Origin of the sequence: Chelativorans alearensis, assembly GCF_010993735.1 — a bacterium.
GTDB lineage: Bacteria > Pseudomonadota > Alphaproteobacteria > Rhizobiales > Rhizobiaceae > Chelativorans > Chelativorans alearense.
This window is the reverse complement of record NZ_WQNI01000005.1, coordinates 36503-51457: the sequence shown is the minus strand read 5'-3', so window position 1 is coordinate 51457 and position 14955 is coordinate 36503. Positions and strand designations below refer to the sequence as shown.

Here is a 14955-nt window from a genome sequence, read left to right as displayed (position 1 = left end):
TAAAAATGACATCCATCCACGCAGGGTTGTGCATTGCACGGGGTGTAATGCGCTTGGGGGTGAGAAGATATTGAAAACGCCACGGAAGCGATCAAGTCGCCGTCGTGCGCCTGTTCGCAAAGCCACGCAGCTCGAGGCCAAGCTGCAACCGTCGCAGAAGCGCGCGAAAAGCACGTTCGAGACCATTCTCGACGTGACTGGCTGGCTGCTGGGTGAGGTGGGGGTCGAGCGGCTTTCGACCAACATGATCTGCGAACGGGCGGGGATGACGCCACCGGCGCTTTACCGCTGGTTTCCCAACAAATACGCCATCCTTGCGGAACTTGCCCGCCGGTTGACGACGGCGCAGCTGGAAGCGGTGGAAGGGTTGTGGCAGGAGCGGGCGGATGCCGATGAGGCTTTTCCCGAGGCGGCGGGCGAGATCGCCGAGGTTCTGAAGCAGCTGAACAAGATCACGCAGGGCAGGCCCGGGGGGATCTGGATCATGCGGGCCATGCGCGCCGTGCCGATGCTGCGCGACATCCGTATGACGTTTCGGACGCGGCTCGCCGCTATTATCCGCGACGGCCTGCGCGGACGGGGGGTGCACGCGGCGCCGGAGGAGGAACTCGAAATTGCCGCGCATCTGATCGCCGAGGCTATTTTGGCGGCCGACGAGATGGCGACGGAAGGCCCGGCCTCCAACGTCGATGCCATCGCCCGGGAGGCCGGGTGGATGGTCGAGCTTTATGCCCGCAAACGCTGGGCGCCACCGCAGGAATAGCCCCCCTTCAAGCCTCGATTGCGGCGGGCGCCTGACCGGCATCGGCGTCCATCAACGGATATCCAAGAGGAAAGGCGTTCCCTCGTAGGCTTCCGCACCCCGGCCGATGGCGCGGATTGCTTCGACCATGCGGCCGCGCCGGCCAAGGATCTGGTCGGCGAAGGAGACGATGCGGATGTTGGGCGTGGCGGACGGCGCGCGGCGGCGGAGTTCCCGGGCAAGCTCCATCTCGTCATGGTCGGGCTGGAGTGCAGCGGCGATGGAATAGGCGGCGGCTGTCGAGCGGCTGATACCGGCATGGCAATGCACCACCATCGGCGCCGTGCGGTCCCAGGAATGGGCGAAGTCGAGGAGCGTTTCAACATGCGCCCGCGACGGCGCGACCAGCCCCGGCATTTCCTCGACAATATCGTGCATGGCGATGTGCAGGCAGCAGGACGGGTCGAGATGGGCGGGCCGCGGAGGCTCGGCCTCAAGGGAAAGAAGCGAGATGAGATGGGTCGCGTTGGTCGCTTCCAGCGTTGCTGCAAGCTGGGAAAGGGGCGTGACGTGGATCATTGCTGTTGTCCTGCGGCTTTCCGCCAGCGGTGGAGCGATTGCGCCAGCCGGTCGAATTCTCCGTCCCCTCCCGGCAATCCTATACGCAGTGCGTGTGGATCAGCACGGAAATTGCGCACCAGGATCCCATCCTCACCGAGCGACCGGAAGAGGCTTGCCGCCTGAACCGTCCGCAGGAAACGGAAGAGCGGCGTGCCGCCGGCAGCGGCGAGGCCGTTTTCAGCCAGCAGCGTATCGAGATCCAATGCTTGCCGGGCGAGGCGCTCGCGCATTTCCGCCTGCCATGGGAGATCGGCAAGGGCGCGCTGGCCGATTTTAAGCGCCGGCCCGCTGACCGCCCAGGGGCCGAGGCGGGCTCGCAGGATGTCGGCGATGGGCTGGGCGGCAAGGGCAAAGCCGAGCCTGATGCCGGCGAGCCCGAAGAACTTGCCGAAGGAGCGCAGAACGACAAAGGCGCCGGCCTCAAGGTCGCCGTCGAGTGCCTCCGTGCGCGGCCCGACATCCATGAAGGCCTCGTCGACCACCAGAAGGCCGCCCTTCGCCCGCATATGCGCGGCCAGATACAGGAGCTCGGTGCGCGTGATGATCCGGCCGTCGGGATTGTTCGGGTTGACGACGACGGCGAGGTCAGCGTCGTAGAGTGCCGTGAAATCGGAGACCTCGGCCACATCGTGCCCGGCAATGGCAGAAGCGCGCCTGTGCTCGGCATAGGTGGGCGACAGCACGGCCGCCTTGCCCCCGGCGATGAGGCCCGCCACCAAAGGCAGAAGGATCTGCGTGCCAGGTGCGGCGACGACGTTCATAGCGTCAGGCGCGCCGTAGGCTTCGGCGGCGGCATCCACGAGGGCTTGCAGCTGCGCTTGCTCCGGCAGGCGCTGGAAGGCGCTGGCGGATATATCTGAAAGCGGATAGGGATGCGGATTGATGCCCGTGGAAAGATCGAGCCAGGGCTTCGGTGCGCCGGGGAAAAGCGCCTCCGCGCGCAAAAGACTGCCGCCGTGATCGGTCACTTCCTTTGCGGGATCGTCCTTCAGCAATGCCATGTTCGTTCTTCTAGCCTTCCTGTCGCTCGTGATCGAACTGGCGCTCGGTTATCCGGATCGCCTGTTTCGAGCGGTCGGCCATCCGGTAACGTGGGTGGGCCGGCTGATCGGCATTCTCGACCGGACGCTCAACCGGCAGGATTGGAGGTTGCGAAGCCGCCGTGCCGGTGGCGTGGTGGCTCTCTGCGTCCTGGTGGCGGTCGCGGGTGGGGTTGGGTGGGCGCTGCAATCGCTGCTGGGCGCCGGTGCCGGCCTCCTTGTCACTGCGCTCTTGGCCAGTTCGCTCATCGCCCAGCGCAGCCTTGCCTCGCACGTTGCGGCCGTTGCATCGGCGCTCGAGACCGGGGGGCTGGAAGCCGGGCGCCAGGCAGTCTCGATGATCGTCGGCCGCGACACTGCGGTGCTTGATGAGGCAGGTGTCTCCCGCGCGGCCATCGAGAGCCTTGCCGAAAACTTCTCCGACGGCGTGGTGGCGCCGGCTTTCTGGCTGGCGGTTTTTGGGCTGCCGGGCGTGCTCTCCTACAAGGCCGTCAACACCGCCGACAGCATGATCGGCCATCGCACGCCGCGGCACGAGGCCTTTGGCTGGGCGGCGGCGCGCTTCGACGACCTTGTAAACTTGCCCGCTTCGCGTCTGTCGGCACTGCTGATCGTGGCAGCGGCGTGGGTTACGGGGGCGGGTTCTCCGGCGAAGGCGTGGAGCGCCGTGCGGCACGACGCGGGGCGGCACCGTTCGCCCAACGCCGGGTGGCCGGAGGCCGCCATGGCCGGTGCGCTGGGGCTGGCACTCGCGGGGCCGCGCAACTATGGTGGTGTGCTGGTCGACGACGCGCTGATGGGTGAGGGCGGGCGGCGCGAGGCCATGGCAGCCGACATCCGCCGCGCGCTGCGCCTCTATTGGGCTGCCGATGCAATTCTGATCGCGCTCTTGGGCGTCGTGGCGGGGCTTCTCTTCCTGCATGGCTGATGAGCCTGTGGGGGTGGCTAGAACTCGACACCCTTCTGCGCCTTCACGCCGGCGGAGAAGTGGTGCTTCACCTGTCCCATCTCGGTCACCAGATCGGCGGCTTCGACGAGTTGGGGCTTGGCGTTGCGGCCGGTCACCACCACGTGGAGACCCGCTCTTCGCCCCTTGAGTGCCGCCACCACCGCGTCCAGATCGAGATAGTCGTAGCGCAGCGCGATGTTGAGCTCGTCGAGGATGACGAGGCCGAAAGAGGGCTCCGCCATCAGTTCCAGCGCCTTCTGCCACGCCCGCTTCGCGGCCGCGATGTCACGCTTGAGATCCTGCGTTTCCCAGGTGAAGCCTTCGCCCATCGAATGCCACTCCACCTGATCGCCGAAGCGCTTGAGCGCGTCCTTCTCGCCGGTATGCCAGGCGCCCTTGATGAACTGCACGATGCCGACGCGCCGGCCGTGGCCGAGCATACGGAGCGCCAGGCCGAAGGCGGCGGTGGACTTGCCCTTGCCGGGGCCTGTATTGACGATCAGGAGACCCTTTTCGACGTTTTTGTCCGCCACCTCGGCATCCTGCACGGCCTTGCGTTTGGCCATCTTGGCCTTATGGCGTTCGGCTTCACGGTCTTCGATCTCGCGCATGTCACTTCACCTTCATCGGTAGGCCGGCAACCATGAAGACGACGCTGTCGGCCTCTGCCGCCACCATCTGGTTGAGTTTGCCCGCCGCGTCCCGGAATTGCCTCGCCATCGCATTGTCCGGTACGATGCCAAGGCCGACCTCATTGGAAACGAGGACCCAGGGCCCGCGCGGGCGCTTGAGAACCTTGGCCAGCTGCCGGCATTTCGCCTCTATGTCATCTCCAGCGAGCATCACGTTGGTCAGCCACAGCGTCAGGCAATCCACCAGAACCGGCTCTCCCTCAGCGGTTCCTGCAAGAGCCTCCGCAAGCTCCAGCGGCGCTTCGAGCACCGTCCAGCGCTCGTCGCGCCGGGCGCGATGCTCGGCGATCCGCGCCTGCATTTCCGCGTCGAAGGCCTCTGCCGTGGCGATGTAGGTCCACGGCGGCGCAGAGGCTGCCACCAGCGCCTCGGCGTGGCGGCTCTTGCCGGAGCGCGTCCCGCCGAGGACGAAGGTCAATTGGCGGCCGTCAGGCAAGGCTGTTCTGCGGTGTGCCGATGGGGCCGGAAAACCGTGCGCGCACGAAGCCCATTGCGGCACCAAGCACCAGCCAGAACAGGAGGTTGGTGACCGTCACGGCCACCACGAAGCGCTGGTGCAGGTCTGCCGGAACCGGCGTCTCGTGGGTTCCCGGCTGTGGTGCGCCGACGGCGTGCGGCGCCACGATCAACGCAACGCCCAGCACGGCGAGCAACACCGAACGGCCGAACACGATCAGGGCAAGTCCGGCCGCCGTGGCGCCGACCGTGGCGATCCACCATACCTGCCTCGCGAAAAGGTCGGCCGCCGGCATGGCGGGGAGTTCCGGAGGCAGGCCGAGCCCCGGCGCCAGCGTGAAGACGGCAAAGCCGGCAAAGCCCCAGAGGACGCCTTGCCGCCAGCCCGCAATGCCGCCGGCCATCTCAGAGACGGCGACAAGCAGCAGACCGAAGCCGATACCCGTCACAACGTTGGCAAGGACGGTGTAGAAGGTGCGCTCCGCTCCGTCAGCCGGCGCCCAGGCCTCTTCGTCGTGGTGGTGGTCGGCAGCTACGCCTTCGCCGTGATCGTGGGCGCCGTGATCATGGGCGGGCGCGGCGGCTTCGTAGGTTTCGGCCTGAAGGATCAGTGGAACGGTGAAGAAGCTTTGCAGCCCCGTCATGACGATGCCGGCGAAAAGCCCGGCGATGGCGGCAAGGAACATCGCGTTTCTGAAAATTGACATGGATTCGACCTCTGCTTGAAGTTTTTGGTCCGAAAGGCGGCGGCCTTTCGGTCATGGATCATGCAAGTCGTGACCAGACGAATCGCGGCAGCGAAACAGCGGTCAGCAGGGGGCGTGATCTAGTGGCAGGGGAAAGCCATGGAGTGGCGATAGTCGTGTCCGGCGTTGTGGACGACGTCCATCTGCGCAAAGCCGGAAACGGCGATGATGAAGACGCCGAGCAGCCCGGTCATGAGAAGCGGGAGAACGCGCGATTTTGCGGATTCGAGCGCGCCAAAGGTCGTGGATGTGGTCATGTTCAGATCCTCTGCCCTCCACCCGAGGGCTCTTGCGGTTTCGTCTCGTCGTAGGCAGGTCTCCTGGCTCGCGGGTCTTCACTTGGCCCGCCTTCCCGAAGCGAAATGCTTCAGTGGCTCTTGGGCGCAAGCTCGCCGCTCACAGTTGCGGGGGCAGCCGCGGATCGGGGCAAAAAAAGCCCTTACCACGTTCCCTCTTTTCGTCCCCGAAGGGAACCGACGACAGGGCCGACCTTAAACGAAATGCGCGCCGGGACAAGACGAAATTATCCTGCGTTGACAGCATAGCCGCTGCCCCTCTAAATGGTCGGCGACGGTCTTCCATCCGCCAGGGTGGGAGCTAAGAGGGAATGCGGTGCGCCTTCGGGCAATTCCGCAGCTGTCCCCGCAACTGTAGTCGGAGAGCTCTCCGCCACACGCCACTGAAGCCGGGTGCTTCGGGAAGGCGGCGGCAGGGCGACGATCCGTAAGCCAGGAGACCTGCCGTCACGAAACTTAATCCTGACCGCCCGGCGGGTGACCCGGGCAAAGGACGTGACCTTGGCTGACGGCTTACCAGATCGGGCGGACTCCCTCTCAATAGACGCTTCCGGCGATGCCGACCGAATCAGTCCGGTCACCGTCGTCGTGTGCAGTTCCTGCCGCCGCCCCACCGATCCCGAAGACCTGCCGCGTCCCGGCGCATTGCTTGCCAGGAGCACGGTGGAAGCCGCGGAAGGCGCCGGTGTGCGCGTGCGCCAGGTCGCCTGCCTCGGCAACTGCAAGCGGGGCTTAAGCGCGGCGATCCTGCGCGAGGGCTCGTGGAGCTATGTCTTCGGCGAGCTTGAGCCTCACAGCGGGCCGGATCTTGTCGCCGGGGCCGAACTCTTCGCCAATTCGAGCGACGGTTTCATGCCGTTTCGGCAGCGGCCGGAGTCGCTGAAGCGCGGCCTCATCGCCCGCATCCCCACAACCGACAGCCTGAAGGAGGTCCCATGACCGTTTCGTTCGACCGCGTTCCCTGTACCGTCGTGACCGGCTTTCTGGGGGCCGGCAAGACGACCCTTATCCGCAACGTGCTGGAGCGTGCGAACGGGAAGCGCATCGCCATCATCGTCAACGAGTTCGGCGACGTCGGCATCGACGGTGAGATCCTGAGGAACTGCGGCATCGAAGGCTGTGCGGACGATGACGTCGTTGAACTCGCCAACGGCTGCATCTGCTGCACGGTAGCCGACGATTTCGTGCCGGCGCTCGACAAGATCCTGTCGCGCGAGCCCAAGGTCGATCACATCCTGATCGAGACCTCCGGCCTGGCGCTGCCCAAGCCGCTGGTGCAGGCCTTCAACTGGCCGAACGTGAAAAACCGCGTCACCGTCGACGGCGTGGTGGCGGTCGTGGATGGGTCAGCGCTGGCGGGCGGAAAGGTTGCGGCCGATATGGAGGCGCTGGAGCGGCAGCGCGCCGCCGACGCGTCGCTCGACCACGACGACCCGGTCGAGGAGGTGTTCGAGGATCAGGTCGCCTGCGCCGATCTCGTCATCCTGTCCAAGGCGGATCTTCTGGACGAGCAGGCGCTTGCCCGGGCCATGGGCGCGATGGCCGAGCACCTCTCGGATGCCGTCAAGGTCGTGCACGGGATGAACGGCAATGTCGATCCGGGCGTCCTTCTCGGCCTCGGCCTTGCCGTCGAGGACGATATCGAGAACCGCAAGACCCATCATGACGGCGTGCTCGACCACGAACATGACGATTTCGACAGTTTCGTCATCGAGCTGCCGGCGGTCGCCAATCCCGATGAGTTGGCGCGCAAGGTGGCTCTCGCGGCGGAAGCGGAAAACGTGCTGCGCCTGAAGGGCTTCGCGCATGTGGAAGGCAAGCCGATGCGGCTTCTCGTCCAGGCGGTCGGCCCGCGCGTGACGCATCACTACGACCGCCCCTGGAAGGCTGAGGAAACGCCGTCGACGCGCCTCGTCGTCATCGGCCTCAAGGGCCTCGACAGGGCGGCGGTCGAGAAGCTTCTGGCGGCATGAAACGATGCATATCCTCGCCACCAGTTCCGCCTCGCTCGAAGATCTGATCGAGCCGGTAGACCTTCGCCAGACGCCGGCGGAGATGGTCGCGCTGTCGTTTACCGACAGCGACCTGGCGGGGATTGCGGCGGCGTGGAAGGCGGGCCGGGAAACGTTGCCCTCGCTGCGGCTCGCCGCGCTCGGCGACCTGCGCCACCCCATGTCGGTCGATCTGTGGGTCGACGGCGTGGCTTCCCAGGCGAAGGTCGTGGCGGCGCGCGTCCTCGGCGGCTACGACTGGTGGCGCTACGGCTGCGACAGGCTGGCGGCGGTTGCGCGCGAGCGTGGCATTGCGCTCATTCTGCTCCCCGGCGAATGCCGCGAGGGCGACGAGCGGCTTGCCGCGCTTTCGACGGTTCGCGGGGAGACTTACGAAACCCTGCTCGGCCTGTTCCGTGAGGGCGGGCCCGAGAACATGGCGCTTTTCGTGCGCCATATGGCGCGTCTTGCCGGCCGCGACATTGCGGTGGGCGAGGCGCGGCCGCTGGCGCGCGCAGGATACTATGCGCCGGGCCAAGGTGTCACCGGGTTGGCGCACTATCGGTCGCTGGCGGCGTCGGGCCGGCCGGTCGTGCCGGTGCTTTTCTACCGCTCCATGCTGCTGGCCAACGATGTGGCGCCAATCGATGCGCTTGTCCGTGCGCTGGACGAGAAGGGCGTTCTGGCGGTACCGGTTTTCGTCTCCACGCTGCGCGATGCGTCCGCCCGGCAGCTTCTGGACGAGGCGGTAGAGGCGTTGCGGCCCGCAGCTCTCATCACGACCACCGCCTTTGCGAGCGGCATTGAAGGCGAGGAAGAAAGCCTCTTCGAGCGGCTCGGCCTGCCGGTCTTCCAGGTAGCCGTCGCGACAACCCGGCGCGAGGCCTGGGAGGGCGGCCAGCGTGGCATGGCGCCCGCCGATCTCGCCATGCATGTGGTGCTGCCGGAGCTCGACGGCCGCATCCTGGCCGGGGCGATCTCCTTCAAGGACAGACAGGCGCTGGACCCGGCATTGGCGGTCAGCCTGCAGGTCAACCGGCCGGAGCCGGATCGGGTGGCGCAGGTGGCCGAACGGCTAGCTGCATTTCTGAGACTGCAATCCACGCCACGCGCGGGGCGGCGCATCGCCATCATCCTGCCGGATTATCCGGCCGCAACGGGGCGCAGCGGCTATGCGGTCGGGCTCGACGTACCGCAAAGCGCCATTGCCATGCTGCACGACCTGAAGGCGGAAGGGTATCGGGTGGAGGATATTCCCGAGACGCCGCGCGCCCTGATGCGCCTTCTGGAGCGTGAGAAGGCCGGCATTACCGCCGAAGATTATGCCGCCGCCTTCGCACACCTGCCGCGGGAGGCGCGCAACGCGGTGGAGAGCGCCTGGGGCGTGCCGGGGGGCGAGGATTTTTGTTTCCGCGCGGCGCGCTTCGGCAACGTCACCATCGCTTTTGCACCCGATCGTGGCCGCTCCGCGGATCGCAGGGCGGACTATCACGATCCGGTGCTGCCGCCCGGCCATCCGCTTATCGCTTTCGGTCTGTGGCTGCGCGAGGAGCTGGGCTGCCACGCCCTTGTCCATCTGGGCGCGCATGGGACGCTGGAATGGCTGCCGGGCAAGGCAGTGGCCTTGAGCGGCGCTTGTTTCCCTGAGCTCGTGGCTGGTCCGCTGCCGGTGGTCTACCCCTTCATCGTCAGCAATCCGGGCGAGGCGGCGCAGGCAAAGCGGCGGATCGCCGCCGTGACGCTGGGTCACCTGACGCCGCCGCTGGTCGGTGCCGGCTTGAGCGATGAGCAGCAGGCGTTGGAGCGCCTGGTCGACGAATATGCGCAGGCCGACGGCCTCGACCGCCGCCGCCGCGGCCGGCTGGCAGGGTTGATCGTTGAGACGGCGCGGAACACCGGTCTCGCCCGCGAGGCCGGTGTCGACGAGGGGGACGACCCGGAAGCAGCGCTGCTGCGCATCGATGCGTGGCTCTGCGACCTCAAGGATTTCGCTATCAAGGACGGGCTTCACATCTACGGCCGTGCGGCCGACGGCGAAGCCGATCCGCTGCGGGTCGAGAGCGCGGAACGCGAACGTAACGCCTTCATCGCCGCGCTGGACGGCAAGCGGGTGCCGCCGGGACCGTCGGGCGCGCCGTCGCGCGGCCGGACCGATGTGCTGCCCACGGGCCGCAACCTTTTCACCGCCGACCCGCGCACGCTGCCGACGCCTACCGCCGTGGCGCTCGGCACGACCGCCGCCGACGAGATCGTGCGGGCATATTTGCAGGAGCATGGCGACTATCCGCGCGCGCTGGTGCTCGACCTGTGGGGCAGCGCCAGCCTGCGCACGGGGGGCGAAGAGATCGCGCAAGGCCTGGCGCTGATGGGCTGCCGCCCGCAATGGGACGCCGCCACCGGGCGCGTGACCGGCATCGAGGTGCTGCCGCCTGCCGCCATCGGTCGCCCGCGCATCGATGTTACCTGGCGCATCTCAGGGCTGTTCCGCGACATGTTCCCGACACAGATCACCTTGATCGATGCCGCCGTTGCCGCCGTCGCCGCACGCGACGAGGCGCAGGACGAAAACCCGCTTGCTGCCGCCGGCCGCAGCGAGGGGAGGGTGCCGGCGCGTATTTTCGGCTCCGCCCCCGGCACTTACGGCGCGGGTATCGAGGAGCGTCTTGCACGTGGCGACTGGCAGGACCGTTCGGAACTTGGCGAGGCCTATCTCGAAGCCGCCTCCCACGTTTTCGGCGGGGCGGAAGGAGAGGGGCGGGCGGCGCCCGGTGCCTTCGCGGAGCGCGTCGGCGGGGCCGATCTTCTGGTGCATACAGGCGACGATCCTGGCCGCGACATCCTTGAGGGTTCCGCCGACGTGGCCTTCATCGGCGGCTTTTCCGCGGCACTTGCAGCACTTGGCGGCAAGGCAGATCTCGTCGTGCTCGATACGACGGATCCCGAGCGTCCGCGCGCCCGCTCGCTGGCGTCCGCCGTTACGCGCGCCGTGCGGGCCCGCGCGCTCAACCCGCGCTTCATCGCAGGCCAGTTACGGCATGGGCCGCGTGGGGCGGCCGAGTTTGCCGAGACCGTCGATCGCCTCGTCGGCTTCGCCGAGACGACGAACGCGATCCCCGGCGCACTGATCGAGGCGGTTCACGCCGCCTATCTGGAAGACGAACGGGTGCGCGACTTCCTCTTCCGGGAAAACCCAACCGCGCTTCGCGCCATTGCCGAGCGCTTTGCCGATGCGCGCCGGCGCGGCCTCTGGCACCCGCGCCGCAATGCAGTGGACGACGGCCTTGCGGAATTGATCGCCGAAGCACGCAGGCAGGAGGAAGTCGCGTGAGCCTTCGCCGCGGCGCCTGCCCCTCGCTTTCCGCGCCGATGCAGACCGGCGACGGCCTGCTCGCCCGTCTCAACCCGGTGGGAGGCCATCTTTCCGGGCGCCAACTGGCGGGGCTTGCACGAGCGGCGGAGAGGCTCGGCAACGGTATTCTGGAGATCACCGCGCGCGGCAGCCTGCAGGTGCGGGGACTGACGGAGGAGAGCGCGGTCGCGCTTGGCGTCGCGGTGGAGGCGCTGGGGATAAAGGTGCGCTCGGGACTGCCGATCGATATCAGCCCACTTGCCGGGCTGGAGGTGAGCGGAGTTGCCGACCCGCGTGGGCTTGCCCGCGAGATTTGGGCGCGATGTGAATCGCTGGGGCTGAGTCAGCGGCTGGGGCCGAAGGTTTCGGTGACCGTCGATGGTGGTGGAGTCCTGGGGCTTCGCGAGATGCTTGCGGATGTGAAGTTGGAAGCTGTGGCTGGTGCAGAGGTTTCCGGTGAGGCAGCTTTCTCTGAAGAGAGTGCCGTCACATGGCTCCTTCGCGTTGGCGGTACTTCTGCCACCGCGCGCGAACTGGGCCGTTTCGCGCAGGCCGATGCAGTTGATACTGCCGTCCGTATCCTGGAAGCCGTTGCCGAACGCGGCGTCGAAGCGCGGGCGCGCGATCTCTCCGATGCGGTGTTGGCAAAGGTTGCGGGCCGCGAACCGGTGCCCGGCGTTGTGCCAATGGAACCCATGCACTCGCCGGTGGGCCGGTTCGCGCTTGTCGGCGGGGGGTGGGCGAGGGGGTTCGCACTGGCCTATGGGCAGATCGAAGGTGGCGCACTTTCCGCCTTTGCAGAAGTCCTCGGCGAAGAGAGAGACGTGTGCCTCGCGCGCGGCAGGGGCCTGATCGTCCCGGGCGTGTGGGAACATGAGGACTCGGCGCTTTTTACCGCCGCCGAACGCTTGGGTCTCATCGCCAAGCCCGGCGATCCGCGCCTTTCCATCGCCGTTTGCGCGGGTAAACCCGCCTGTGCCTCTGCTCATCTGGCCACAAGGCACCTCGCCGACAGGATCGTCGCAAGCCGGCCGGACCTGCTCGGCGGCGACTACCAACTGCATCTTTCGGGCTGCGGCAAGCAGTGCGCCCGCCCCTCCCGCGCTTCGGTGACGCTGATGGGTGTCGAGGGCGGCTTTGAGATCAGCGCCGACGGCACCGCCATCCCATCCGATCTCAAGGCCCTGCTTTCCGAGCTGGCCGAGGAACAATTCAGGCAACGCCCATGACAACCGACTACATCCGCGACGGCACGGCCATCTACGAGAAATCCTTCGCCATTATCCGGGCGGAGGCGGACCTTTCGCGCTTTTCCGTGGCGCAGGCGGATGTGGCGGTGCGCATGATCCATGCCTGCGGGCTGGTCGAGGCTGCGCGCGATTTCGCCTTCTCTCCGGACTTCGTGGAGGCGGCGCGGGCAGCGCTGGCGGCCGGCGCACCGATCTTTTGCGATGCCGAAATGGTGGTGCACGGCATCACGCGCGCGCGCCTGCCGGCCGGGAACGAGGTGCTTTGCACGCTGCGTGATCCGCGCACGCCCGAGATTGCCGGTAGGATCGGCAATACGCGCTCGGCCGCTGCACTCGAACTTTGGCGGGAGCGTCTCGAAGGCGCGGTGGTCGCCATCGGCAATGCGCCGACGGCGCTTTTCCACCTGCTCGACATGCTCGAAGCGGGGGCGCCGAGGCCTGCGGCGATTATCGGTATGCCGGTCGGCTTCGTGGGTGCGGCGGAATCGAAGGAGGCGCTGGCGGCAGGCGGCCACGGCGTTCCCTTCGCCATCGTGCGGGGGCGGCTCGGCGGCAGTGCCATGACGGCGGCGGCGGTGAATGCGTTGGCGAGGGCGGGTATATGAGCGGGCGGTTGATCGGCGTCGGCACCGGGCCGGGCGATCCGGAGCTTCTTACGCTGAAGGCGGTGAAGGCGCTCCGCGCGGCTGACGTGGTGGCGCATTTCGCAAAGCGCGGCAACGGCAGCAATGCGCGCGCCATCGTCGCCGCGCATATGCGCGCGGATGTGGTCGAATTGCCGCTGCTTTACCCCGTGACGACCGAAATTGCGAAAAGTGCACCGGCCTATGGCGAGGCCATCTCCTGCTTCTATGAGGAGGCGGCGGAGGCCGTGGAGGCGCATCTGGCGGCCGGGCGCACCGTTGCCGTCCTGAGCGAGGGCGACCCGCTGTTTTACGGCTCCTATATGCATCTGCATGTGCGGCTGGCCGGCCGCTATCCGACGGAGGTGATCGCCGGCATTACGGCAATGTCGGGCTGCTGGTCGGCCGTGGGCCTGCCCATCGTGCAAGGCGACGACGTGCTTTCGGTATTGCCGGGAACGCTGCCGGAGACCGAGCTTCAGCGCCGGCTCGATGATGCTGAGGCCTGCGTCATCATGAAGGTGGGGCGAAATCTCGCAAAGATCCGCCGCGCGCTTCAGGCGACGGGCAGGCTCGGCGAAGCCATCTTCGTGGAGCGCGGCACCATGGCGGCCATGGCTACGGTGCGGCTTGCGGACAAGGTGGACGACGAGGCCGCCTATTTCTCCATCGTATTGGTTCCGGGCTGGAGGGATAGGCCATGAGCGGCAGGATCGTGGTGGTGGGCCTCGGCCCCGGCAGCCCGGACCAGATGACGCCGGAGGCGCGCGCCGCCCTTATAGAGGCGAGCGACTTCTTCGGCTACGCGCCCTATCTCGACCGGCTCGAGCTTGCGCCCGGCCAGACGCGCCATGCTTCCGACAACCGGGAGGAGCTTTCGCGCGCCGGCGCGGCGCTCGATATGGCGGCATCCGGCCGGAGTGTGGCCGTGGTCTCGGGAGGGGATGCCGGTATCTTTGCCATGGCCGCTGCCGTTTGCGAGGCGATCGAAGCAGGCCCTCTCGCATGGCGCGAGATCGAGTTTCGCGTGGTGCCCGGCGTCACGGCCATGCTCGCCGTAGCCGCTCGCACGGGCGCGCCGCTCGGCCATGACTTCTGCGCCATGTCCCTGTCGGACAACCTGAAGCCGTGGGAGCTGATCGAGGCGCGGCTGCGGGCCGCGGCGGGAGCGGGTTTCGTGCTCGCCTTCTACAACCCCGTGAGCCGTGCGCGGCCGTGGCAGCTCGGGCGGGCGTTCGAGATCTTGCGGGAAATTCTTGCTCCAGCCACGCCCGTCATCTTCGGCCGTGCCGCCGGCCGGCCCGATGAACGCATGACGGTCACGACGCTGGGCGAGGCGCGCTCCGATCAGGCGGACATGGCGACGTGTGTCATCGTGGGCTCGGCGGAGACGCGTGTCGTTGCGCGCGAGGGCCGGCCGCCGCTCGTCTATTCCCCACGCTCGGCCGGGAGGCAGGCGAGATGACGGATGCGCTCCATCGCTTCTTCCACAGTGGCCACCGCGCCGCTTGCAGGCGGGCGCGGGCGGCGCACCATGACGATCGGCAGGCCCAGCGACCGCGCGGCAGCGATCTTGCCGTAGGTCGCATCGCCGCCGCTGTTCTTGGCAACGACGATCTCGACGCCGTTGTTCTCAAGCAACGCTCGCTCAGCCGCCTCGTCGAAGGGGCCGCGCTCGTGGATGAAGCGCGCGTTGGCGGGCGCGGCGGCGGGCTCCACGGGATCGACGCTGCGCACGATGTAGGAGTGCTGGGGACGCGCCGCGAAGGGAGCGAGTTCCTGCCGGCCGATGGCGAGGAACACCGTGCGCGGCTCTTCCCCGAGGAGCTTGGCTGCCTCGGCAGTGTTTCCAGCCTCGATCCAATGGTCGCCCTCGACGGCATGCCAAGGGGGGCGCTCCAGGGAAACGAGCGGTACCGCCGCCCGCTTCGCCGCACGCGCGGCGTTCTCCGAAATGCGGGCGGCGAAGGGATGCGTGGCGTCGAGCAGGATGCCGATGCCGTTTTTGCGGATATACCGCGCAAGACCCTCCGCCCCGCCGAAGCCGCCGCGGCGCACGTCGCCGGCCTGCATAAGCGGGCTGGCGGTGCGGCCGGCCAGCGAGAGGGTAACGCGCAGCTCGCCTTCCTGAACGAGCGTTTCGGCGAGCCGGCGCGCTTCGCCGGTGCCACCGAGAATGAGAACGTGCCGAGGGTTCATC

16 protein-coding genes and 2 riboswitches are annotated in these 14955 nt (G+C 67.4%); of the genes, 9 read left to right on the top strand and 7 right to left on the bottom strand.

Going from position 1 to position 14955, the window contains the following annotated elements:
* Positions 1-70 precede the first annotated feature (70 nt).
* Positions 71-763, top strand: a complete 693-nt coding sequence (locus tag GPJ75_RS08650; protein WP_163267167.1) for a TetR/AcrR family transcriptional regulator — start codon at positions 71-73, stop codon at positions 761-763.
* A gap of 51 nt (positions 764-814) precedes the next feature.
* Here GPJ75_RS08650 and GPJ75_RS08645 read toward each other — a convergent pair whose 3' ends face one another.
* The gene (locus GPJ75_RS08645; protein ID WP_163267164.1) at positions 815-1321 is read right to left on the bottom strand and encodes a tyrosine phosphatase family protein; all 507 of its coding nucleotides are present in this window, start codon (positions 1319-1321) and stop codon (positions 815-817) included.
* Positions 1318-2364, bottom strand: a complete 1047-nt coding sequence (cobD, locus tag GPJ75_RS08640; protein WP_163267162.1) for a threonine-phosphate decarboxylase CobD — start codon at positions 2362-2364, stop codon at positions 1318-1320. The genes GPJ75_RS08645 and cobD overlap by 4 nt, the downstream gene beginning before the upstream one ends.
* On the opposite strand from cobD, the gene cbiB reads away from it, so the two are divergent.
* Positions 2363-3331 carry an adenosylcobinamide-phosphate synthase CbiB gene (cbiB, locus tag GPJ75_RS08635; RefSeq protein WP_163267160.1) on the top strand — a complete coding sequence of 323 codons (969 nt, stop codon included), beginning with the start codon at positions 2363-2365 and terminating at the stop codon, positions 3329-3331. The two genes, cobD and cbiB, sit on opposite strands and share 2 nt — an antisense overlap.
* Before the next feature lie 17 nt (positions 3332-3348).
* Here cbiB and cobO read toward each other — a convergent pair whose 3' ends face one another.
* From cobO to GPJ75_RS08615, 4 genes are all read right to left on the bottom strand, one after another.
* Positions 3349-3963, bottom strand: coding sequence for a cob(I)yrinic acid a,c-diamide adenosyltransferase (gene cobO / locus GPJ75_RS08630; RefSeq protein ID WP_163267158.1), 615 nt, complete (start codon positions 3961-3963; stop codon positions 3349-3351).
* 1 nt (position 3964) lies between these two features.
* The gene (gene cobU, locus GPJ75_RS08625; protein ID WP_163267156.1) at positions 3965-4480 is read right to left on the bottom strand and encodes a bifunctional adenosylcobinamide kinase/adenosylcobinamide-phosphate guanylyltransferase; all 516 of its coding nucleotides are present in this window, start codon (positions 4478-4480) and stop codon (positions 3965-3967) included.
* Positions 4473-5207, bottom strand: a complete 735-nt coding sequence (locus GPJ75_RS08620) for a CbtA family protein (protein WP_163267154.1) — start codon at positions 5205-5207, stop codon at positions 4473-4475. Before GPJ75_RS08620 ends, cobU begins: the two co-directional genes overlap by 8 nt.
* A 119-nt stretch (positions 5208-5326) precedes the next feature.
* Positions 5327-5503, bottom strand: a complete 177-nt coding sequence (locus GPJ75_RS08615; protein WP_159588644.1) for a CbtB domain-containing protein — start codon at positions 5501-5503, stop codon at positions 5327-5329.
* A gap of 36 nt (positions 5504-5539) precedes the next feature.
* A riboswitch (cobalamin riboswitch) is annotated at positions 5540-5739 on the bottom strand.
* Positions 5740-5800: 61 nt separating this feature from the next.
* Positions 5801-6005: riboswitch (cobalamin riboswitch) on the top strand.
* A 38-nt stretch (positions 6006-6043) separates the two neighbouring features.
* Here GPJ75_RS08615 and GPJ75_RS08610 point away from each other — a divergent pair.
* Genes GPJ75_RS08610 through GPJ75_RS08580 form a run of 7 tightly spaced genes read left to right on the top strand, consistent with a single transcriptional unit; the run spans position 6044 to position 14220 of the window.
* On the top strand, positions 6044-6481 hold the full coding sequence (locus GPJ75_RS08610) for a DUF1636 family protein (RefSeq protein ID WP_163267152.1): 438 nt from the start codon (positions 6044-6046) through the stop codon (positions 6479-6481).
* Positions 6478-7515 (top strand): cobalamin biosynthesis protein CobW, encoded by a 1038-nt coding sequence (gene cobW / locus GPJ75_RS08605; RefSeq protein WP_163267150.1) that lies wholly within the window; start codon positions 6478-6480, stop codon positions 7513-7515. Before GPJ75_RS08610 ends, cobW begins: the two co-directional genes overlap by 4 nt.
* Before the next feature lie 4 nt (positions 7516-7519).
* Positions 7520-10861 carry a cobaltochelatase subunit CobN gene (cobN, locus tag GPJ75_RS08600; protein ID WP_163267148.1) on the top strand — a complete coding sequence of 1114 codons (3342 nt, stop codon included), beginning with the start codon at positions 7520-7522 and terminating at the stop codon, positions 10859-10861.
* Positions 10858-12111, top strand: a complete 1254-nt coding sequence (gene cobG / locus GPJ75_RS08595) for a precorrin-3B synthase (protein WP_163267146.1) — start codon at positions 10858-10860, stop codon at positions 12109-12111. The genes cobN and cobG overlap by 4 nt, the downstream gene beginning before the upstream one ends.
* The gene (locus tag GPJ75_RS08590) at positions 12108-12737 is read left to right on the top strand and encodes a precorrin-8X methylmutase (protein WP_163267144.1); all 630 of its coding nucleotides are present in this window, start codon (positions 12108-12110) and stop codon (positions 12735-12737) included. The genes cobG and GPJ75_RS08590 overlap by 4 nt, the downstream gene beginning before the upstream one ends.
* Positions 12734-13459 (top strand): precorrin-2 C(20)-methyltransferase, encoded by a 726-nt coding sequence (locus GPJ75_RS08585; protein WP_163267142.1) that lies wholly within the window; start codon positions 12734-12736, stop codon positions 13457-13459. Before GPJ75_RS08590 ends, GPJ75_RS08585 begins: the two co-directional genes overlap by 4 nt.
* Entirely contained in the window at positions 13456-14220 is a 765-nt protein-coding gene (locus tag GPJ75_RS08580) for a precorrin-3B C(17)-methyltransferase (RefSeq protein ID WP_163267140.1), read from the top strand. Before GPJ75_RS08585 ends, GPJ75_RS08580 begins: the two co-directional genes overlap by 4 nt.
* Here GPJ75_RS08580 and GPJ75_RS08575 read toward each other — a convergent pair.
* Positions 14184-14954: a cobalt-precorrin-6A reductase gene (locus GPJ75_RS08575; protein WP_163267138.1), complete on the bottom strand. Its 771-nt coding sequence runs from the start codon at positions 14952-14954 to the stop codon at positions 14184-14186. The genes GPJ75_RS08580 and GPJ75_RS08575 overlap by 37 nt on opposite strands.
* Position 14955 lies beyond the last annotated feature (1 nt).